At 56.1% G+C, this 19,167-nt stretch carries 31 protein-coding genes; 1 reads left to right on the top strand and 30 read right to left on the bottom strand.

Annotated features, from left to right (window positions below; genetic code table 11):
• Window positions 1-60: 60 nt before the first annotated feature.
• On the top strand, window positions 61-2,895 hold the full coding sequence (gene uvrA / locus PMI24_RS15865) for an excinuclease ABC subunit UvrA (RefSeq protein ID WP_007955632.1): 2,835 nt from the start codon (window positions 61-63) through the stop codon (window positions 2,893-2,895).
• A 65-nt stretch (window positions 2,896-2,960) separates the two neighbouring features.
• On the opposite strand, the gene bfr is transcribed toward uvrA, so the two are convergent.
• The 30 genes from bfr to rpsJ all read right to left on the bottom strand — a co-directional run bounded on the left by bfr (window position 2,961) and on the right by rpsJ (window position 18,972).
• Window positions 2,961-3,428 carry a bacterioferritin gene (gene bfr, locus PMI24_RS15870; RefSeq protein ID WP_007955633.1) on the bottom strand — a complete coding sequence of 156 codons (468 nt, stop codon included), beginning with the start codon at window positions 3,426-3,428 and terminating at the stop codon, window positions 2,961-2,963.
• Between the two features lie 149 nt (window positions 3,429-3,577).
• Window positions 3,578-5,032: a catalase gene (locus PMI24_RS15875; RefSeq protein ID WP_007955634.1), complete on the bottom strand. Its 1,455-nt coding sequence runs from the start codon at window positions 5,030-5,032 to the stop codon at window positions 3,578-3,580.
• 238 nt (window positions 5,033-5,270) lie between these two features.
• Window positions 5,271-5,657, bottom strand: a complete 387-nt coding sequence (gene rplQ, locus PMI24_RS15880) for a 50S ribosomal protein L17 (RefSeq protein ID WP_007955635.1) — start codon at window positions 5,655-5,657, stop codon at window positions 5,271-5,273.
• A 42-nt stretch (window positions 5,658-5,699) separates the two neighbouring features.
• A complete protein-coding gene (locus PMI24_RS15885; RefSeq protein ID WP_003186012.1) occupies window positions 5,700-6,701 on the bottom strand; it encodes a DNA-directed RNA polymerase subunit alpha in 1,002 nt (333 codons plus the stop codon).
• Window positions 6,702-6,723: 22 nt separating this feature from the next.
• On the bottom strand, window positions 6,724-7,344 hold the full coding sequence (gene rpsD, locus PMI24_RS15890) for a 30S ribosomal protein S4 (RefSeq protein ID WP_003176404.1): 621 nt from the start codon (window positions 7,342-7,344) through the stop codon (window positions 6,724-6,726).
• 18 nt (window positions 7,345-7,362) lie between these two features.
• Entirely contained in the window at window positions 7,363-7,752 is a 390-nt protein-coding gene (gene rpsK, locus PMI24_RS15895) for a 30S ribosomal protein S11 (RefSeq protein WP_002555466.1), read from the bottom strand.
• Between the two features lie 30 nt (window positions 7,753-7,782).
• A complete protein-coding gene (gene rpsM / locus PMI24_RS15900) occupies window positions 7,783-8,139 on the bottom strand; it encodes a 30S ribosomal protein S13 (protein WP_009045849.1) in 357 nt (118 codons plus the stop codon).
• Between the two features lie 130 nt (window positions 8,140-8,269).
• Entirely contained in the window at window positions 8,270-8,386 is a 117-nt protein-coding gene (rpmJ, locus tag PMI24_RS28905) for a 50S ribosomal protein L36 (RefSeq protein WP_002555468.1), read from the bottom strand.
• 27 nt (window positions 8,387-8,413) lie between these two features.
• On the bottom strand, window positions 8,414-9,742 hold the full coding sequence (gene secY / locus PMI24_RS15905) for a preprotein translocase subunit SecY (protein ID WP_003228718.1): 1,329 nt from the start codon (window positions 9,740-9,742) through the stop codon (window positions 8,414-8,416).
• On the bottom strand, window positions 9,743-10,180 hold the full coding sequence (gene rplO, locus PMI24_RS15910; RefSeq protein WP_003228720.1) for a 50S ribosomal protein L15: 438 nt from the start codon (window positions 10,178-10,180) through the stop codon (window positions 9,743-9,745). It abuts the gene before it with no gap.
• Window positions 10,181-10,183: 3 nt separating this feature from the next.
• Window positions 10,184-10,360, bottom strand: coding sequence for a 50S ribosomal protein L30 (gene rpmD, locus PMI24_RS15915; protein ID WP_003176408.1), 177 nt, complete (start codon window positions 10,358-10,360; stop codon window positions 10,184-10,186).
• A 2-nt stretch (window positions 10,361-10,362) separates the two neighbouring features.
• Window positions 10,363-10,863 carry a 30S ribosomal protein S5 gene (gene rpsE / locus PMI24_RS15920; RefSeq protein ID WP_007955637.1) on the bottom strand — a complete coding sequence of 167 codons (501 nt, stop codon included), beginning with the start codon at window positions 10,861-10,863 and terminating at the stop codon, window positions 10,363-10,365.
• Between the two features lie 3 nt (window positions 10,864-10,866).
• Window positions 10,867-11,217 carry a 50S ribosomal protein L18 gene (gene rplR, locus PMI24_RS15925; RefSeq protein WP_003186037.1) on the bottom strand — a complete coding sequence of 117 codons (351 nt, stop codon included), beginning with the start codon at window positions 11,215-11,217 and terminating at the stop codon, window positions 10,867-10,869.
• 10 nt (window positions 11,218-11,227) lie between these two features.
• Window positions 11,228-11,761 (bottom strand): 50S ribosomal protein L6, encoded by a 534-nt coding sequence (gene rplF / locus PMI24_RS15930; protein WP_003176412.1) that lies wholly within the window; start codon window positions 11,759-11,761, stop codon window positions 11,228-11,230.
• A gap of 12 nt (window positions 11,762-11,773) precedes the next feature.
• A complete protein-coding gene (rpsH, locus tag PMI24_RS15935; protein ID WP_007955638.1) occupies window positions 11,774-12,166 on the bottom strand; it encodes a 30S ribosomal protein S8 in 393 nt (130 codons plus the stop codon).
• Between the two features lie 209 nt (window positions 12,167-12,375).
• On the bottom strand, window positions 12,376-12,681 hold the full coding sequence (gene rpsN, locus PMI24_RS15940; RefSeq protein WP_007955639.1) for a 30S ribosomal protein S14: 306 nt from the start codon (window positions 12,679-12,681) through the stop codon (window positions 12,376-12,378).
• A gap of 13 nt (window positions 12,682-12,694) precedes the next feature.
• On the bottom strand, window positions 12,695-13,234 hold the full coding sequence (rplE, locus tag PMI24_RS15945) for a 50S ribosomal protein L5 (protein ID WP_003210069.1): 540 nt from the start codon (window positions 13,232-13,234) through the stop codon (window positions 12,695-12,697).
• A gap of 20 nt (window positions 13,235-13,254) precedes the next feature.
• On the bottom strand, window positions 13,255-13,569 hold the full coding sequence (gene rplX, locus PMI24_RS15950) for a 50S ribosomal protein L24 (RefSeq protein WP_003186046.1): 315 nt from the start codon (window positions 13,567-13,569) through the stop codon (window positions 13,255-13,257).
• Between the two features lie 11 nt (window positions 13,570-13,580).
• The gene (gene rplN, locus PMI24_RS15955; RefSeq protein WP_002555479.1) at window positions 13,581-13,949 is read right to left on the bottom strand and encodes a 50S ribosomal protein L14; all 369 of its coding nucleotides are present in this window, start codon (window positions 13,947-13,949) and stop codon (window positions 13,581-13,583) included.
• A gap of 23 nt (window positions 13,950-13,972) precedes the next feature.
• Window positions 13,973-14,239: a 30S ribosomal protein S17 gene (gene rpsQ / locus PMI24_RS15960; protein WP_003194644.1), complete on the bottom strand. Its 267-nt coding sequence runs from the start codon at window positions 14,237-14,239 to the stop codon at window positions 13,973-13,975.
• 2 nt (window positions 14,240-14,241) lie between these two features.
• A complete protein-coding gene (rpmC, locus tag PMI24_RS15965; RefSeq protein WP_002555481.1) occupies window positions 14,242-14,433 on the bottom strand; it encodes a 50S ribosomal protein L29 in 192 nt (63 codons plus the stop codon).
• Window positions 14,433-14,846, bottom strand: coding sequence for a 50S ribosomal protein L16 (gene rplP / locus PMI24_RS15970; RefSeq protein WP_003228729.1), 414 nt, complete (start codon window positions 14,844-14,846; stop codon window positions 14,433-14,435). The genes rpmC and rplP overlap by 1 nt, the downstream gene beginning before the upstream one ends.
• A gap of 12 nt (window positions 14,847-14,858) precedes the next feature.
• Entirely contained in the window at window positions 14,859-15,545 is a 687-nt protein-coding gene (gene rpsC / locus PMI24_RS15975) for a 30S ribosomal protein S3 (RefSeq protein WP_003176422.1), read from the bottom strand.
• A gap of 13 nt (window positions 15,546-15,558) precedes the next feature.
• Window positions 15,559-15,891 (bottom strand): 50S ribosomal protein L22, encoded by a 333-nt coding sequence (rplV, locus tag PMI24_RS15980; protein WP_003103908.1) that lies wholly within the window; start codon window positions 15,889-15,891, stop codon window positions 15,559-15,561.
• A gap of 11 nt (window positions 15,892-15,902) precedes the next feature.
• A complete protein-coding gene (rpsS, locus tag PMI24_RS15985; protein WP_003228731.1) occupies window positions 15,903-16,178 on the bottom strand; it encodes a 30S ribosomal protein S19 in 276 nt (91 codons plus the stop codon).
• 16 nt (window positions 16,179-16,194) lie between these two features.
• Window positions 16,195-17,019, bottom strand: coding sequence for a 50S ribosomal protein L2 (rplB, locus tag PMI24_RS15990; RefSeq protein ID WP_007955640.1), 825 nt, complete (start codon window positions 17,017-17,019; stop codon window positions 16,195-16,197).
• A 14-nt stretch (window positions 17,020-17,033) separates the two neighbouring features.
• Window positions 17,034-17,333, bottom strand: coding sequence for a 50S ribosomal protein L23 (gene rplW / locus PMI24_RS15995; RefSeq protein WP_002555488.1), 300 nt, complete (start codon window positions 17,331-17,333; stop codon window positions 17,034-17,036).
• On the bottom strand, window positions 17,330-17,932 hold the full coding sequence (rplD, locus tag PMI24_RS16000) for a 50S ribosomal protein L4 (protein ID WP_003228735.1): 603 nt from the start codon (window positions 17,930-17,932) through the stop codon (window positions 17,330-17,332). Before rplD ends, rplW begins: the two co-directional genes overlap by 4 nt.
• Window positions 17,933-17,944: 12 nt before the next feature.
• Entirely contained in the window at window positions 17,945-18,580 is a 636-nt protein-coding gene (rplC, locus tag PMI24_RS16005; protein WP_007955641.1) for a 50S ribosomal protein L3, read from the bottom strand.
• 80 nt (window positions 18,581-18,660) lie between these two features.
• On the bottom strand, window positions 18,661-18,972 hold the full coding sequence (rpsJ, locus tag PMI24_RS16010) for a 30S ribosomal protein S10 (protein WP_003186070.1): 312 nt from the start codon (window positions 18,970-18,972) through the stop codon (window positions 18,661-18,663).
• Between the last annotated feature and the right edge of the window lie 195 nt (window positions 18,973-19,167).

Below are 19,167 nucleotides of genomic sequence, written 5' to 3' on the forward strand. Positions count from 1 at the left end.
ATCCATCCAGTATTTGGCCGTATACTCCTGTGTTTTCGACGCCCGCCGAGCGAGGCCATTTTGGACAAGATCCTGATTCGTGGGGCCCGCACCCACAACCTGAAGAACATCGACCTGACCCTGCCACGGGACAAACTGATCGTCATCACCGGCCTGTCCGGATCCGGCAAGTCGTCCCTGGCCTTCGACACGCTGTACGCCGAAGGTCAGCGCCGCTATGTCGAATCCCTGTCGGCCTATGCCCGGCAGTTCCTGTCGATGATGGAAAAACCCGACGTCGACACCATCGAAGGCCTGTCGCCGGCGATCTCCATCGAACAGAAGTCGACCTCGCACAACCCGCGCTCCACGGTCGGCACCATCACTGAAATCTACGACTACCTGCGTCTGCTTTATGCACGCGTCGGTACGCCACGCTGCCCGGATCACGACATTCCGCTGGAAGCGCAGACCGTCAGCCAGATGGTCGACCTGGTACTGGCCCAGCCGGAAGGCAGCAAGCTGATGCTGCTGGCGCCGGTGATTCGCGAGCGCAAGGGCGAGCATCTGTCGGTGTTCGAAGAACTGCGCGCCCAGGGCTTCGTCCGGGCCCGGGTCAACGGCCGGCTCTGCGAGCTGGACGAACTGCCGAAACTGGATAAGCAGAAGAAGCATACGATTGAAGTCGTGGTCGACCGCTTCAAGGTGCGCGCAGATATGCAACAGCGTCTGGCCGAATCCTTCGAGACCGCGCTGAAGCTGGCCGACGGCATCGCTCTGGTGGCGCCGATGGACGACGAGCCGGGCGAAGAGATGATCTTCTCCGCGCGCTTCGCCTGCCCGATCTGCGGCCACGCGATCAGCGAGCTGGAACCCAAACTGTTTTCCTTCAACAACCCGGCCGGAGCCTGCCCGACCTGCGACGGTCTGGGCGTGAAGCAGTTCTTCGACATCAAGCGACTGGTCAACGGTGAACTCACGCTGGCCGAGGGCGCGATTCGTGGCTGGGATCGGCGCAACGTCTATTACTTCCAGATGCTCGGCTCATTGGCCGCGCACTACGGTTTCAGCCTGGAGCAGCCGTTCAACGAGCTGCCGGCCGATCAGCAGAAGTACATCCTGCACGGCAGCGGCTCACAGAACGTCGATTTCAAATACCTCAACGACCGGGGCGATATCGTCAAGCGCTCGCACCCGTTCGAAGGCATCGTGCCGAACCTTGAGCGCCGCTACCGCGAAACCGAATCGGCCAGCGTGCGCGAAGAACTGGCGAAGTTCCTCAGCACCCAGTCCTGCCCGGATTGCCGTGGCACCCGCCTGCGTCGCGAAGCGCGGCACGTGTGGGTCGGCGAGAAAACCCTGCCGGCGGTGACCAACCTGCCGATCGGCGACGCCTGCGATTACTTCGGCGCGCTGAAGATGACCGGGCGCCGTGGCGAGATCGCCGACAAGATTCTCAAGGAAATCCGCGAGCGCCTGCAGTTTCTGGTTAACGTCGGTCTCGACTACCTGTCGCTGGATCGCAGTGCCGATACCCTGTCTGGCGGTGAAGCGCAGCGGATTCGTCTGGCCAGCCAGATCGGCGCGGGCCTGGTCGGTGTTCTGTACATCCTCGATGAACCGTCCATTGGCCTGCACCAGCGCGACAACGATCGCCTGCTCGGCACCCTCAAACACCTGCGCGACATCGGCAACACGGTGATCGTGGTCGAGCATGACGAAGACGCGATCCGTCTCGCTGACTACGTAGTGGATATCGGCCCGGGCGCCGGCGTTCATGGCGGGCAGATCGTTGCCGAAGGCACGCCGGACGAAGTCATGGCGCATCCGGATTCGCTGACCGGTAAGTACCTGTCGGGCCGGGTGAAGATTGAAGTACCGGCCAAACGCACACCGCGCAACAAGAAACAGGTGCTGTCGCTCAAAGGTGCGAGGGGCAACAACCTGCGCAACGTTGACCTGGAAATCCCGATCGGCCTGCTGACTTGCGTGACCGGTGTCTCCGGCTCCGGCAAATCGACGCTGATCAACAACACGCTGTTCCCGCTGAGCGCAACGGCACTCAATGGCGCGACCACCCTGGAAGCCGCAGCCCACGACAGCATCAAAGGCCTGGAACATCTGGACAAGGTCGTCGATATCGACCAGAGCCCGATCGGCCGTACGCCGCGCTCCAACCCGGCGACCTACACCGGGCTGTTCACGCCGATCCGCGAACTGTTTGCCGGGGTTCCCGAGTCCCGCTCCCGTGGTTACGGCCCGGGGCGGTTCTCGTTCAACGTCAAGGGCGGTCGTTGCGAAGCCTGCCAGGGCGACGGCCTGATCAAGGTGGAAATGCACTTCCTGCCGGACATCTATGTTCCGTGTGACGTGTGCAAGAGCAAGCGCTACAACCGCGAAACCCTGGAGATCAAATACAAGGGCAAGAGCATCCACGAAACCCTCGAAATGACCATCGAGGAAGCGCGGGTGTTCTTCGACGCGGTGCCGGCGCTGGCGCGCAAGCTGCAAACGCTGATGGATGTGGGCCTGTCGTACATCAAGCTCGGACAGTCGGCGACGACGCTGTCCGGTGGTGAGGCCCAGCGGGTCAAGTTGTCCCGTGAGCTGTCCAAGCGCGACACTGGCAAGACCCTGTACATCCTCGATGAGCCGACCACCGGCCTGCACTTCGCGGATATCCAGCAATTGCTCGACGTACTGCATCGTCTGCGTGACCACGGCAATACCGTGGTGGTGATCGAGCACAACCTCGACGTGATCAAGACCGCCGACTGGCTGGTGGATCTCGGCCCCGAGGGTGGTTCGAAAGGTGGCCAGATCATCGCCACCGGTACGCCGGAGGAAGTGGCCGAGATGAAACAGTCTCACACCGGCCATTACCTCAAGCCGCTGTTGATCCGCGATCGAGCCTGATCGCCGGGCATGAAAAAGCCCCTGTCACTTCGTCAGTGACAGGGGCTTTTTTGTATCGGCTGCAATCAGGACGCGTGGGACTGCAGGTAGTTCTGGATACCGATCAGCTTGATCAGGCCCAACTGCTTTTCGAGCCAGTAGGTGTGATCTTCTTCGGTGTCATGCAGCTGAAGCTTGAGGATATCGCGGCTTACATAGTCGCCATTCTTTTCACACAGCTCGATGCCTTTGCACAGTGCAGCACGAACCTTGTACTCAAGGCGCAGATCCGCTTCGAGCATGGTCTCAACCGTGGTACCAACATCCAGGTCATCCGGGCGCATGCGCGGAGTGCCTTCGAGCATCAGAATCCGGCGCATCAGCGCATCGGCGTGACCGGCCTCTTCTTCCATCTCGTGGTTGATTCGTTCGTAGAGCTTGGTGAATCCCCAGTCCTCATACATCCGCGAGTGAACGAAATATTGGTCACGCGCGGCCAGTTCGCCGGTCAGCAACGTGTTGAGGTAATCGATAACGTCTGGGTGGCCTTGCATCGCCCTACATCTCCCTGCTTGAAAGTCTGTAGTTTGAACCAACCTGACTGGAAGGTCACTCACTTCGCGCAATAAAAGCGAAGATATTCTGAGAAAAGCAGCCTAAATAACGCAAAAACCGCCCAAATGAGGGCGGTTCTGCTTCTCGTTTAGACTTCGTTAAGCTGTACGTTGAGCAGCTTTGCGATTGCTTCTCCGTACGCCGGGTCGGCCTTGTGGAAATGCTGCAACTGACGGTCGACGACATCACTCGATACACCCGCCATCGCGCCGGCGATGTTGCTGACCAGCAATGCTTTCTGCTCGTCGCTCATCAAGCGGAACAGCGCACCAGCGTGGCTGTAGTAGTCGGTGTCTTCGCGGTGATCGTAGCGATCAGCCGCGCCGCTCAGGGCCAGCGCAGGCTCGGCATAATGTGGCGCTTGTTTCGGCGACTCTACGTAGCTGTTCGGCTCGTAGTTAGGCGCTGCACCACCATTGCTGCCAAAAGCCATCGAGCCGTCGCGCTGGTAAGTATTCACCGGGCTGCGCGGGGCATTCACGGGCAGTTGCTGGTGGTTGGTGCCTACGCGGTAGCGGTGGGCATCGGCGTATGCGAAGACACGACCTTGCAGCATGCGATCCGGTGACAGACCTACGCCTGGCACCATGTTGCTTGGGCCGAACGCAGCTTGCTCGACTTCGGCAAAGTAGTTGAGCGGATTACGGTTCAGTTCCAGCTCACCCACTTCAATCAGCGGGAACTCCTTCTGCGACCAGGTTTTGGTCACGTCGAACGGATTCTCGTAGTGAGCCGCAGCCTGGGCCTCGGTCATGATCTGGATGCACACGCTCCATTTCGGGAAGTCTCCACGCTCGATGGCTTCGAACAGATCACGCTGGGCGTAATCGGGATCTGTGCCCGCCAGACGTGCCGCGTCTGCCGGCGCGAGGTTCTTGATCCCTTGCTTGGTCTTGTAGTGCCACTTCACCCAGTGACGCTCGCCTTGAGCGCTGATCAGGCTGTAGGTGTGGCTGCCAAAACCGTGCATGTGGCGATAGCCGTCCGGAATGCCGCGATCGGAGAACAGGATCGTGACCTGATGCAGCGCTTCAGGCGAATGCGACCAGAAGTCCCACATCATCTGCGCGCTTTTCAGGTTGCTTTGCGGCAGGCGTTTCTGGGTGTGGATAAAGTCAGGGAATTTCAGCGGATCGCGAATGAAGAACACCGGCGTGTTGTTGCCGACAATGTCCCAGTTGCCTTCTTCGGTGTAGAACTTGAGGGCGAAGCCACGCGGATCGCGTTCGGTGTCGGCCGAACCACGCTCACCACCGACCGTTGAAAAACGCAGGAAGGTCGGCGTCTGTTTGCCGACAGCAGAGAACAGCTTGGCGCTGGTGTACTGCGTAATGTCGCGAGTGACCGTGAAAGTGCCATATGCACCCGAACCCTTGGCGTGTACACGACGCTCGGGAATGTTTTCCCGGTTGAAGTGAGCAAGCTTCTCGATCAGGTGGAAATCATCGAGCAGCAACGGACCACGAGGGCCGGCGGAGCGAGAGTTCTGGTTATCAGCGACAGGTGCACCACTGGCGGTCGTAAGCGTCTTGTTCTGGCTCATGCGATCTTCATCCTCTATCGGTCTTGAACTGCCGGCTAATCGGCTTGTTGGGGAGTATCGATCATCAATATGACAGCCACAAATTCATTAACTTATGGCCTTCAATAGAGAAAAACTAACGATAAATCCTGGCACATAGTGCAGACACGAACAGGGTAGAAGCTTGTACGAACAGCGCATTTCTTACAGGCACAAAAAACCGGGCACTAGGCCCGGCTCCTTGTTTCAGACTGATGTCTTACTCAGCGGATACAGCTTCACCGCCGACAGCACGATCAACCAGTTCGACGTACGCCATAGGCGCGTTGTCGCCAGCGCGGAAACCGCACTTGAGGATGCGCAGGTAGCCACCCTCACGGGTAGCGTAACGCTTGCCCAGGTCGTTGAAGAGCTTACCAACGATAGCTTTCGAACGAGTACGGTCGAAAGCCAGACGACGGTTAGCAACGCTGTCTGTCTTGGCCAGAGTGATCAGCGGCTCGGCAACGCGGCGCAGTTCTTTGGCTTTTGGCAGAGTAGTTTTGATCAGCTCGTGCTCGAACAGCGACACCGCCATGTTCTGGAACATGGCCTTGCGGTGCGAGCTGGTGCGGCTCAGGTGACGCCCACTTTTACGATGACGCATGGTTCATTCCTTACCAAACACTACGTTCGGTGATTACGACGATCAGGCAGTCGCCTTGTCGTCCTTCTTAAGACTTGCAGGCGGCCAGTTGTCGAGGCGCATGCCGAGGGACAGACCGCGGGAGGCCAGAACGTCCTTGATTTCAGTCAAGGATTTCTTGCCCAGGTTCGGAGTCTTCAACAGCTCTACTTCGGTACGCTGAATCAGGTCGCCGATGTAGTAGATGTTTTCCGCCTTAAGGCAGTTAGCCGAACGTACAGTCAGTTCCAGATCGTCAACCGGGCGAAGCAGGATCGGATCGATCTCGTCTTCCTGCTCGACAACCACTGGCTCACTGTCACCTTTGAGGTCGACGAACGCAGCCAACTGCTGTTGCAGAATGGTTGCAGCGCGGCGGATAGCCTCTTCAGGATCCAGAGTACCGTTGGTTTCCAGATCAATAACCAGCTTGTCCAGGTTGGTACGCTGTTCGACACGGGCGTTTTCCACCACGTATGCGATACGGCGAACCGGGCTGAACGAAGAGTCAAGCTGCAAGCGACCGATGCTGCGGCTTTCGTCTTCATCGCTCTGACGCGAGTCTGCTGGTTCATAACCACGACCACGAGCTACGGTGAGCTTCATGTTCAGGGCGCCGTTAGACGCCAGGTTAGCGATTACGTGATCGGGATTAACGATCTCGACATCATGATCCAGCTGAATATCGGCAGCGGTAACCACCCCCGAACCCTTCTTCGACAAGGTCAGCGTAACTTCGTCACGACCGTGCAGCTTGATGGCCAGACCTTTAAGGTTCAACAGGATTTCAATTACGTCTTCCTGTACACCTTCGATGGCGCTGTACTCGTGGAGCACACCGTCAATCTCGGCCTCGACTACTGCGCAGCCGGGCATTGAGGACAACAGGATGCGGCGCAGCGCGTTGCCCAGGGTGTGGCCAAAACCACGCTCGAGAGGCTCGAGAGTGATCTTGGCGCGGGTTGGACTGACAACCTGCACATCAATGTGGCGGGGTGTCAGGAACTCATTTACCGAAATCTGCATGGATGCACCTATTTTCTAGCCCTTACTTGGAGTAGAGCTCGACAATCAGGCTTTCGTTGATGTCGGCGGACAGATCACTGCGAGCAGGAACGTTCTTGAAAACGCCCGACTTCTTCTCAGTGTCTACTTCTACCCATTCTACGCGGCCACGTTGGGCACACAGATCGAGAGCTTGGACAATGCGAAGTTGGTTTTTTGCTTTCTCGCGAACAGCAACCACGTCACCAGCACGAACCTGGTAGGACGGAACGTTTACGGTCTGACCGTTAACGCTGATCGACTTGTGCGATACCAGCTGACGGGATTCGGCACGAGTCGAACCAAAGCCCATACGGTATACAACGTTGTCCAGACGGCATTCGAGCAGTTGCAGCAGGTTTTCACCGGTTGCACCTTTCTTGCCAGCAGCTTCTTTGTAGTAGCCGCTGAACTGACGCTCGAGAACGCCGTAGATACGACGGACCTTCTGCTTTTCACGCAGTTGGGTGCCGTAGTCGGACTGGCGACCGCGGCGTTGGCCGTGGATACCAGGTGCTGCTTCAATGTTGCACTTCGATTCGATCGCGCGCACGCCGCTCTTCAGGAAGAGATCGGTGCCTTCGCGACGAGCGAGTTTGCATTTTGGACCAATGTAACGAGCCATTCTTTACAATCTCCTGGATTACACGCGGCGCTTCTTCGGCGGACGGCACCCGTTGTGCGGGATTGGCGTCACGTCGGTGATGCTGGCGATCTTGTAGCCACAGCCGTTCAAAGCGCGGACTGCGGATTCACGACCTGGACCTGGACCCTTGACGTTCACGTCGAGGTTTTTCAGGCCGTATTCCAGCGCAGCTTGACCAGCACGCTCAGCAGCTACTTGAGCAGCGAACGGGGTGGACTTGCGGGAACCGCGGAAACCCGAACCACCGGAGGTAGCCCAGGAAAGAGCGTTACCTTGACGGTCGGTGATGGTCACGATGGTGTTGTTAAAAGAAGCATGGATGTGGGCGATGCCATCAACCACTGTCTTTTTAACTTTTTTACGAGGACGAGCAGCAGGTTTTGCCATGATTAAATTCCTGTCGATTCGCTGGGGCGATTACTTGCGGATCGGCTTACGCGGACCTTTACGGGTACGCGCGTTGGTCTTGGTACGCTGACCGCGTACTGGAAGACCACGACGATGACGCAGACCGCGATAGCAACCGAGGTCCATCAAGCGCTTGATTTTCATGTTGATTTCGCGACGCAGGTCACCTTCAGTGGTGAACTTCGCCACTTCGCCACGCAGCTGTTCAATCTGCTCGTCGCTCAGATCCTTGATCTTTGCGGCTGGGTTTACCCCAGTCTCTGCACAGATCTTCTGTGCAGTAGTGCGACCAACACCATAGATGTAGGTCAGCGAGATAACAGTATGCTTGTTATCTGGAATGTTAACGCCTGCAATACGGGCCATTCAGTGGGACTCCAATTGACAGCTACCTACGCCCCGGAAGCCAAGAAATAGGGCGCGAGATAATATCGCTGTAATAACAAATAATCAACCCGGTAGCGCACTAGCTACCGGGCTTGAAGCACAATCACACTCAGCCTTGGCGCTGTTTGTGACGCGGTTCCGCGCTGCAAATTACTCGAACAACACCTTCGCGGCGAATAATCTTGCAGTTACGGCACAGCTTTTTCACCGATGCACGAACTTTCATCACCAACTCCTCGAACCTTATGGGTACTCAGCGCAACATGCCGCTGCCGTAACCCTTCAGGTTGGCTTTCTTCATCAGGGATTCGTACTGGTGCGAAACGAGGTGCGATTGTACTTGGGACATGAAGTCCATCACAACCACGACCACGATCAGCAACGAGGTCCCGCCAAGGTAGAACGGAACGTTTGCTGCAACCACCAGGAACTGGGGCAACAAGCACACGGCCGTCATGTAAAGAGCACCGAACATGGTCAAGCGAGTCAAAACGCCATCAATATAGCGTGCGGACTGCTCACCTGGACGGATGCCCGGAATAAAGGCACCGGACTTCTTCAGGTTTTCCGCTACGTCTTTCGGATTGAACATCAACGCCGTATAGAAGAAGCAGAAGAAAATAATCCCTGCACTAAACAGCAGAATATTCAACGGCTGACCAGGAGCGATCGACTGCGAGATGTCCTGCAACCAGCCCATACCTTCAGACTGACCGAACCAGGCACCCAACGAAGCCGGGAACAGCAAAATGCTGCTCGCGAAAATAGCCGGAATAACACCGGCCATGTTCACCTTCAGCGGCAAGTGGCTTGTCTGCGCAGCAAAAACCTTGCGGCCCTGCTGACGCTTGGCGTAGTGAACAGCGATACGACGCTGACCACGCTCAATGAACACCACGAAACCGATAATCGCTACTGCCAGCAAACCGATGGCAACCAAAGCGAAGATGTTGATATCGCCCTGACGCGCAGACTCGAAAGACTGCCCGATTGCTCTCGGAAGACCGGCGACGATACCCGAAAAAATCAACATCGAGATACCGTTGCCTACACCACGCTCAGTAATCTGCTCACCCAGCCACATCATGAACATCGCGCCAGCCACAAACGTGGAGACCGCGACGAAATGGAAGCCAAAGTCACCAGTGAACGCAACGCCCTGCCCCGCCAGACCAATGGACATGCCAATGGCCTGAACGAGAGCGAGGACGACGGTGCCGTAGCGGGTGTACTGGCTGATCTTGCGACGGCCAGCTTCACCTTCCTTCTTCAACTGCTCCAGCTGCGGGCTGACGGCGGTCATCAGCTGCATGATGATCGATGCCGAAATGTACGGCATGATCCCCAGTGCAAAGATGCTCATCCGTTCCAGCGCGCCGCCGGAAAACATGTTGAACAAGCTAAGAATGGTCCCCTCATTCTGTCGAAACAGGTCTGCGAGTCGGTCCGGGTTGATACCTGGAACCGGGATGTGTGCGCCTATTCGGTAGACGATAATCGCCAGGAACAGAAAACGCAGACGAGCCCAAAGTTCAGACATACCGCCTTTGCCGAGCGCAGAGAGAGCACCTTGCTTAGCCATTTATTCCTCGAACTTGCCGCCAGCTGCTTCGATAGCCGCACGCGCACCTTTGGTGGCGCCGATTCCCTTGCCGATAGTGACAGCGCGAGTCACTTCACCGGACAGCATGATTTTCACACGCTGTACGTTGACGTTGATCACGTTGGCATCTTTCAGGGACTGCACGGTGACGATGTCGCCTTCCACTTTAGCCAGCTCGGACAGACGCACTTCTGCGCGATCCATGGCTTTCAGGGAAACGAAACCGAACTTCGGCAGGCGACGATGCAGCGGCTGTTGACCGCCTTCAAAGCCTGGAGCAATGGTGCCACCGGAGCGGGAAGTCTGACCTTTGTGACCACGGCCACCAGTCTTACCCAAACCACTACCGATACCACGGCCCGGACGATGCTTTTCGCGACGGGAACCCGGCGCTGGACTCAGATCATTGAGTTTCATCGATTAACCCTCGACACGCAGCATGTAGTAAGCCTTGTTGATCATCCCGCGATTCTCGGGAGTATCCTGGACTTCTACAGTGTGACCGATGCGACGCAGACCCAGACCCTTAACGCACAGTTTGTGGTTAGGGATGCGGCCGGTCATGCTTTTGATCAGCGTAACTTTAACGGTAGCCATGATTACTTGATCTCCTCAACACGCAGGCCACGCTTGGCTGCAATGGATTCAGGAGACTGCATGGCCTTCAGACCCTTGAAAGTGGCGTGAACCACGTTTACAGGGTTAGTCGAGCCGTAGCACTTGGCCAGAACGTTCTGAACGCCAGCAACTTCGAGGACAGCACGCATAGCGCCGCCAGCGATGATACCGGTACCTTCAGAAGCAGGCTGCATGTACACCTTCGAAGCGCCATGGGCGGACTTCATTGCGTACTGCAGAGTGGTGCCGTTCAGATCAACCTGGATCATGTTGCGGCGAGCAGCTTCCATTGCCTTCTGGATCGCAGCAGGCACTTCACGCGACTTGCCACGGCCGAAGCCAACACGCCCTTTACCATCACCAACCACGGTCAACGCGGTGAAAGTGAAGATACGGCCGCCTTTAACGGTTTTGGCTACGCGGTTAACTTGAACCAGCTTCTCGATGTAGCCTTCGTCGCGCTTTTGGTCGTTATTTGACATAACTTAGAACTCCAGCCCAGCTTCACGAGCAGCATCAGCCAGCGCTTTAACGCGGCCGTGGTACTTGAAGCCAGAGCGGTCGAAAGCCACTTGCGAGACGCCAGCGGCCTTAGCACGCGTAGCGACCAGCTGGCCAACCTTTGTGGCCGCGTCGATGTTGCCAGTGGCACCATCACGCAGTTCTTTATCCAAAGTCGAGGCGCTTGCCAGGACTTTGTTGCCGTCGGCCGAGATGACCTGGGCGTAGATGTGCTGCGACGAGCGGAACACGCAGAGACGCACGACTTCGAGTTCGTGCATTTTCAGGCGTGCTTTGCGAGCGCGACGCAGTCGAGTAACTTTTTTGTCGGTCATTTGCTATGCCCTACTTCTTCTTGGCTTCTTTACGACGGACGACTTCGTCCGCGTAGCGCACACCTTTGCCTTTGTACGGCTCTGGTGGACGGAAGTCGCGGATCTCAGCGGCCACTTGACCTACCAGCTGCTTGTCGATGCCCTTGATCAGGATATCGGTCTGGCTAGGGGTCTCAGCGGTGATGCCTTCCGGCAGTTCGTAATCCACTGGGTGCGAGAAGCCAAGGGCAAGGTTCAGAACCGTGCCTTTTGCTTGCGCCTTGTAACCAACACCGACCAGCTGGAGCTTGCGCTCGAAGCCTTGGCTTACGCCTTGGACCATGTTGTTTACCAACGCACGCGTGGTACCGGCCATTGCGCGAGTCTGTTGATCGCCATTGCGAGCAGCGAAACGCAACTCACCAGCTTCTTCAACAATCTCAACGGACGAATGGATGTTCAGTTCAAGAGTACCCTTGGCACCCTTCACCGAAAGCTGTTGGCCTGCGAATTTGACTTCGACACCGGCTGGCAGCTTAACGGGGTTCTTAGCGACGCGAGACATGCTTATCCCCCCTTAGAACACAGTGCAAAGAACTTCGCCGCCGACACCGGCAGCGCGCGCAGCACGATCCGTCATCACACCTTTGTTGGTGGAGACGATAGACACGCCAAGACCGCCACGAACTTTCGGCAGATCTTCAACGGACTTGTACTGACGCAGGCCTGGACGACTAACGCGCTTCACTTCCTCGATGACCGGACGGCCCTCGAAGTACTTCAGCTCGATGGACAGCGACGGCTTAGCGTCGGTGGTGATCTGAAAACCCGCGATGTAACCTTCGTCCTTCAGGACTTTAGCTACAGCCACCTTCAACGTGGAAGACGGCATGCTTACGACAGACTTTTCAGCCATCTGGGCATTACGGATTCGAGTTAGCATGTCCGCTAACGGGTCCTGCATACTCATGGGCTAGACGCTCCTAATACAGAAAAATTAGCCTTGCGGCTACTACTTGTCGCCGAGAAACTCCGGGCATAAAAAACACGGGCTCAGGCGAGCCGGTCATTCTAGACATACCCCAGAAATGAATCAAGCCCCAAAAGGGGCTTGATTCAAGTTCAAGGCCACCGATGGTCAGGTTCTTGCGACCCCGACCATCAAGGCTTTGACAGCAATTACCAGCTGGCTTTAACCAGACCTGGTACGTCACCACGCATTGCCGCTTCACGCAATTTGTTACGGCCGAGGCCGAACTTGCGGTAAACGCCGTGCGGACGACCGGTCAGACGGCAACGGTTACGCATGCGCGAAGCGCTTGCGTCACGTGGTTGCTTCTGCAGAGCTACGGTAGCTTCCCAGCGCGCTTCTGGACTTGCGTTCAGATCGACGATGATAGCTTTCAGCGCTGCACGCTTGACGGCGTACTTGGCAACGGTGAGCTGACGCTTCAGCTCACGGTTTTTCATGCTCTTCTTGGCCATTTTCCTACTCCAATCAGTTGCGGAACGGGAATTTGAAAGCACGCAGCAGAGCGCGGCCTTCATCATCGTTCTTGGCAGTGGTGGTCAGGGTAATGTCCAGACCGCGGAGAGCATCGATCTTGTCGTAGTCGATTTCCGGGAAAATGATCTGCTCTTTCACGCCCATGCTGTAGTTGCCACGACCATCGAAGGACTTGGCATTCAGGCCGCGGAAGTCGCGAACCCGAGGCAGGGAGATCGACAGCAGACGATCCAGGAACTCGTACATACGCTCACGGCGCAGGGTCACTTTGACGCCGATCGGCCAACCTTCACGGACTTTAAAGCCAGCGATGGATTTGCGAGCGTAGGTCACAACGACTTTCTGGCCGGTGATCTTTTCCAGGTCAGCAACAGCATGCTCGATGACTTTTTTGTCGCCGATCGCTTCGCCCAGACCCATGTTCAGGGTGATTTTGGTAACGCGCGGAACTTCCATCACGTTCGAAAGCTTAAGTTCTTCCTTAAGTTTCGGAGCGATTTCCTTCCGGTAAATCTCTTTTAGTCGTGCCATGGTCTTCTACCTAGCAGTGTTCAAGCATCAACCGCTTTTTGGGTCGACTTGAAGACACGAATTTTCTTACCGTCTTCTACTTTGAAACCAACGCGGTCAGCCTTGTTGGTTTCGCCGTTGAAGATGGCGACGTTGGAAGCGTGCAGTGGCGCTTCTTTCTCGACGATACCGCCCTGTACGCCCGACATCGGGTTAGGCTTGGTATGACGCTTGACCAGGTTCAGACCACCAACAACCAGACGGTTGTCAGCAAGAACCTTCAGCACCTTACCGCGCTTACCTTTGTCTTTGCCGGCGATCACGATGATCTCGTCGTCACGACGAATCTTTTGCATGTCGGATCTCCTTACAGCACTTCTGGGGCGAGCGAGACGATCTTCATGAACTTCTCAGTACGAAGTTCACGGGTCACTGGCCCAAAGATACGGGTGCCGATCGGCTCTTGCTTGTTGTTCAGAAGAACAGCAGCGTTGCCATCAAAGCGGATAATGGAGCCATCAGCACGACGTACGCCGTGACGAGTGCGGACTACAACAGCAGTCATCACTTGGCCTTTTTTCACCTTACCGCGAGGAATTGCTTCCTTCACGGTAACTTTGATGATGTCACCGATACCAGCGTAACGACGATGGGAGCCACCCAGCACCTTGATGCACATAACGCGGCGAGCGCCGCTGTTATCGGCCACATCGAGCATGGATTGAGTCTGAATCATATAATTTCTCCGACCCCTAGCCCTTAGACTTCCACAGCGCGTTCGAGAACATCAACCAGCGCCCAAGACTTGGTCTTGGCCATCGGACGAGTTTCACGAATAGTGACTTTGTCGCCGATGTGGCACTGATTGGTTTCGTCGTGCGCGTGCAGCTTAGTCGAACGCTTAACGTATTTACCGTAGATCGGGTGCTTAACGCGACGCTCGATCAGAACGGTGATGGTTTTGTCCATCTTGTCGCTGACAACACGGCCAGTCAGCGTACGGACAGTTTTTTCGGCTTCAGCCATGATCACTTACCTGCCTGCTGGTTGAGCACAGTCTTCACGCGAGCGATGTCACGCTTAACTTGCGAGAGCAGATGAGACTGCCCCAACTGGCCAGTTGCTTTCTGCATGCGCAGATTGAACTGGTCGCGCAGCAAGCCGAGCAGTTGCTCGTTCAGCTGCTGTGCGGATTTTTCACGAAGTTCATTCGCTTTCATCACATCACCGTCCGTTTAACAAAGGAGGTGGCGAGCGGCAGCTTTGCAGCAGCCAGGGCGAAAGCCTCACGCGCCAGCTCTTCAGAAACACCCTCGATTTCATACAGGACTTTGCCTGGCTGAATCTGGGCAACCCAGTACTCCACGTTACCCTTACCTTTACCCATACGAACCTCGAGAGGCTTCTTGGAGATCGGCTTGTCCGGGAATACACGGATCCAGATCTTGCCGCCACGTTTTACGTGACGGGTCAGAGCACGACGCGCTGACTCGATCTGACGAGCGGTGAGACGACCACGAGCTACAGACTTCAGCGCGAACTCGCCGAAGCTGACTTTGCTACCGCGCAGTGCCAGACCACGGTTGTGGCCGGTCATCTGCTTGCGGAACTTCGTACGCTTAGGTTGCAACATTTGGCGTACCCCTTACTTAGCAGCTTTTTTACGAGGCGCTGGTGCTTGTGGCTTCAGCTCTTCTTGGCGACCACCAATTACTTCGCCTTTGAAGATCCAAACCTTTACACCGATCACACCGTAAGTGGTGTGAGCTTCGTAGTTGGCATAGTCGATGTCGGCACGCAGGGTGTGCAGTGGCACACGACCTTCGCGATACCATTCAGTACGTGCGATTTCAGCACCGCCGAGACGACCGCTCACTTGGATTTTGATGCCTTTGGCACCAATGCGCATGGCGTTCTGTACAGCGCGCTTCATGGCGCGACGGAACATTACACGACGCTCCAGCTGCTGAGCTACGCTCTGCGCAACCAGCATACCGTCGAGTTCCGGCTTGCGGATCTCTTCGATATTGATGTGCACAGGCACACCCATTTGCTTGGTCAGGTCCTGACGCAGTTTCTCAACATCTTCACCTTTCTTCCCGATAACGATACCTGGACGAGCGGTGTGGATGGTGATGCGTGCAGTTTGGGCCGGACGATGGATATCGATACGGCTTACGGACGCGCTTTTTAGTTTGTCTTGGAGGTATTCACGCACCTTCAGATCAGCGAACAAGTAGTCCGCATAAGTCCGACCGTCTGCGTACCAGACGGAGGTGTGCTCCTTGACGATTCCCAGGCGAATGCCAATGGGATGTACTTTCTGACCCATCTCTTCGACTCCGTTACTTGTCAGCAACCTTGACAGTGATATGGCAAGACCGCTTGACGATGCGATCAGCACGGCCTTTGGCACGTGGCATGATGCGCTTCAGCGAACGCCCTTCGTTGACGAAAACGGTGCTGACCTTCAGGTCATCAACGTCTGCGCCTTCGTTATGCTCGGCGTTGGCTACGGCCGACTCCAGCACTTTTTTCATGATCTCGGCGGCTTTCTTACTGCTGAAAGCCAACAGGTTGAGCGCTTCGCCCACCTTCTTCCCGCGGATCTGGTCGGCGACCAAGCGGGCTTTCTGGGCGGAGATTCGAGCGCCCGACAACTTAGCGGCTACTTCCATTTCCTTACCCCTTAACGCTTGGCTTTCTTGTCTGCCACGTGCCCGCGATAAGTGCGGGTACCGGCGAACTCGCCCAGTTTGTGGCCGACCATGTCTTCGTTTACGAGAACTGGGACGTGCTGACGACCGTTGTGTACAGCGATGGTCAGACCGACCATTTGTGGCAGGATCATCGAACGACGCGACCAAGTCTTAATTGGTTTGCGATCGTTCTTTTCCGCCGCCACTTCGATCTTCTTCAGTAGGTGAAGATCAATAAAAGGACCTTTTTTCAGAGAACGTGGCACTGTCGTATCCCTCTATTTACTTGCGACGACGGACGATCATTTTGTCGGTACGCTTATTACCACGAGTCTTCGCGCCCTTAGTCGGGAAGCCCCATGGCGATACCGGATGACGACCACCAGAGGTACGACCTTCACCACCACCATGTGGGTGGTCAACCGGGTTCATGGCAACACCACGAACGGTTGGGCGAACGCCACGCCAGCGCTTGGCACCAGCTTTACCCAGCGAACGCAGGCTGTGCTCGGAGTTCGAGACTTCGCCCAGGGTCGCACGGCACTCAGCCAGTACTTTACGCATTTCACCGGAACGCAGACGCAGGGTCACGTAAACGCCTTCACGAGCGATCAGCTGAGCCGAAGCACCAGCGGAACGAGCGATCTGTGCGCCTTTACCTGGCTTCAGTTCGATGCCGTGTACGGTAGAACCGACTGGAATGTTGCGCAGTTGCAGAGCGTTACCTGGCTTGATTGGAGCCAGGGCACCTGCGATCAGCGTGTCGCCAGCACTCACGCCTTTAGGGGCGATGATGTAGCGGCGCTCGCCGTCTGCGTAGCAGAGCAGTGCGATGTGAGCAGTACGGTTTGGATCGTATTCGATACGCTCGACAGTGGCGACGATGCCATCTTTGTCGTTGCGACGGAAATCGACCATACGGTAATGCTGCTTATGACCACCACCGATGTGACGAGTGGTAATACGGCCATTGTTGTTACGACCACCAGACTTCGATTTTTTCTCGAGCAGCGGTGCGTGAGGAGCGCCTTTATGCAGCTCCTGGTTGACCACCTTGACCACAAAACGGCGGCCAGGGGAAGTCGGTTTGCATTTAACGATTGCCATGATGCACCCCTTCCTTACTCAGCACTGCTGCTGAAATCGAGATCTTGGCCTGGCTGAAGGGAGATAACTGCCTTCTTCCAGTCATTACGCTTGCCCAGACCGCGAGCGGTGCGCTTGCTCTTACCCAGAACGTTCAGGGTAGTAACACGCTCAACTTTCACGCTGAACAGGCTTTCGACGGCCTTCTTGATTTCCAGCTTGGTTGCGTCAGTAGCAACCTTGAAAACGAACTGGCCTTTCTTGTCTGCCAGAACCGTAGCCTTCTCGGAAACGTGCGGGCCAAGCAGAACTTTAAATACGCGTTCCTGGTTCATCCCAGCAGCTCCTCGAATTTCTTCACGGCCGACACGGTGATCAACACCTTGTCGTATGCGATCAGACTAACTGGATCGGAACCTTGCACGTCACGTACATCTACGTGTGGCAGGTTGCGAGCAGCCAGGTACAGGTTCTGATCAACAGCGTCCGACACGATCAGAACGTCGGTCAGGCTCATGTTGTTCAGTTTGCCCAGCAGGTCTTTGGTTTTCGGAGTTTCAACTGCGAAATCCTGAACCACGACCAGACGATCAGTACGCACCAGCTCAGCAAGGATGGAACGCATTGCTGCGCGATACATCTTCTTGTTCAGCTTCTGGGAGTGATCCTGTGGACGAGCTGCGAAAGTGGTGCCGCCGCCGCGCCAGATTGGGCTACGGATAGTACCGGCACGAGCACGGCCAGTACCTTTCTGACGCCATGGGCGCTTACCGCCACCACGAACGTCGGAACGGGTCTTTTGCTGCTTGCTACCTTGACGGCCGCCGGCCATGTAGGCCACGACTGCTTGGTGAACCAGCGTCTCGTTGAATTCGCCGCCAAATGTCAGTTCGGAAACTTCGATCGCTTGAGCGTCATTTACATTTAATTGCATGTCAGCTTCCCCTTAACCGCGAGCCTTGGCTGCTGGACGTACAACCAGGTTGCCGCCAGTAGCGCCAGGAACAGCACCCTTGACCAGCAACAGATTGCGTTCAGCGTCCACGCGCACTACTTCCAGGGACTGCACGGTCACGCGCTCAGCGCCCATATGACCGGACATTTTTTTGCCCTTGAATACACGACCAGGAGTCTGGCACTGGCCGATAGAGCCTGGGACGCGGTGGGATACGGAGTTACCGTGGGTGTTATCTTGCCCGCGGAAATTCCAACGCTTGATCGTACCCTGGAAACCTTTACCTTTGGACTGACCGGTTACATCAACCAGTTGACCAGCAGCGAAGATTTCAGCGTTGATCAGATCGCCGGCTTGGTACTCGCCTTCTTCAAGGCGGAATTCCATTACGGTACGACCAGCGGCAACGTTCGCCTTGGCGAAGTGGCCAGCCTGAGCAGCTGTTACACGGGAAGCACGACGCTCGCCGACAGTGACTTGCACTGCACGATAGCCATCGGTTTCTTCAGTTTTGAACTGGGTGACGCGATTCGGCTCGATCTCAATGACCGTGACCGGAATGGAGACACCTTCTTCGGTGAAAATACGGGTCATACCCGCTTTACGACCGACTACACCAATAGTCATGTTGTAAACCTCATGAGTGTACGGGGCTTTCACCCGCTATGGCCGCCCATTTCAGAGCGTTACACGACCAAGACCGAGTCTTAGCCGAGGCTGATCTGCACTTCCACACCGGCCGCAAGATCAAGCTTCATAAGTGCATCAACGGTTTTATCCGTTGGCTGGACGATGTCCAGAACGCGCTTATGAGTGCGGATCTCGTACTGGTCACGCGCGTCTTTGTTGACGTGCGGGGAAACCAGAACGGTGAACCGCTCTTTACGGGTAGGCAGTGGAATTGGACCACGCACTTGAGCACCAGTACGTTTCGCGGTTTCCACGATTTCCTGGGTTGATTGGTCGATCAGGCGATGGTCAAAAGCCTTCAACCTGATACGGATTTGCTGATTTTGCATTGGATTTCAGACTCCGGCTGCTATTCCCACCGGGCGCAATACGCCCGTTAAAAGGAGGCGCAATTCTATAGACGCCCCAGATAGGTGTCAACCCAATAAAAAAGCCCCCGCTAAGCGGGGGCTTTTTCAACTCATCAAAGCTGACTCAATAAAGAGATCACTCGATGATTTTAGCTACGACGCCAGCACCAACGG

It is taken from the genome of Pseudomonas sp. GM25, assembly GCF_000282255.1.
Lineage (GTDB): Bacteria > Pseudomonadota > Gammaproteobacteria > Pseudomonadales > Pseudomonadaceae > Aquipseudomonas > Aquipseudomonas aphyarum.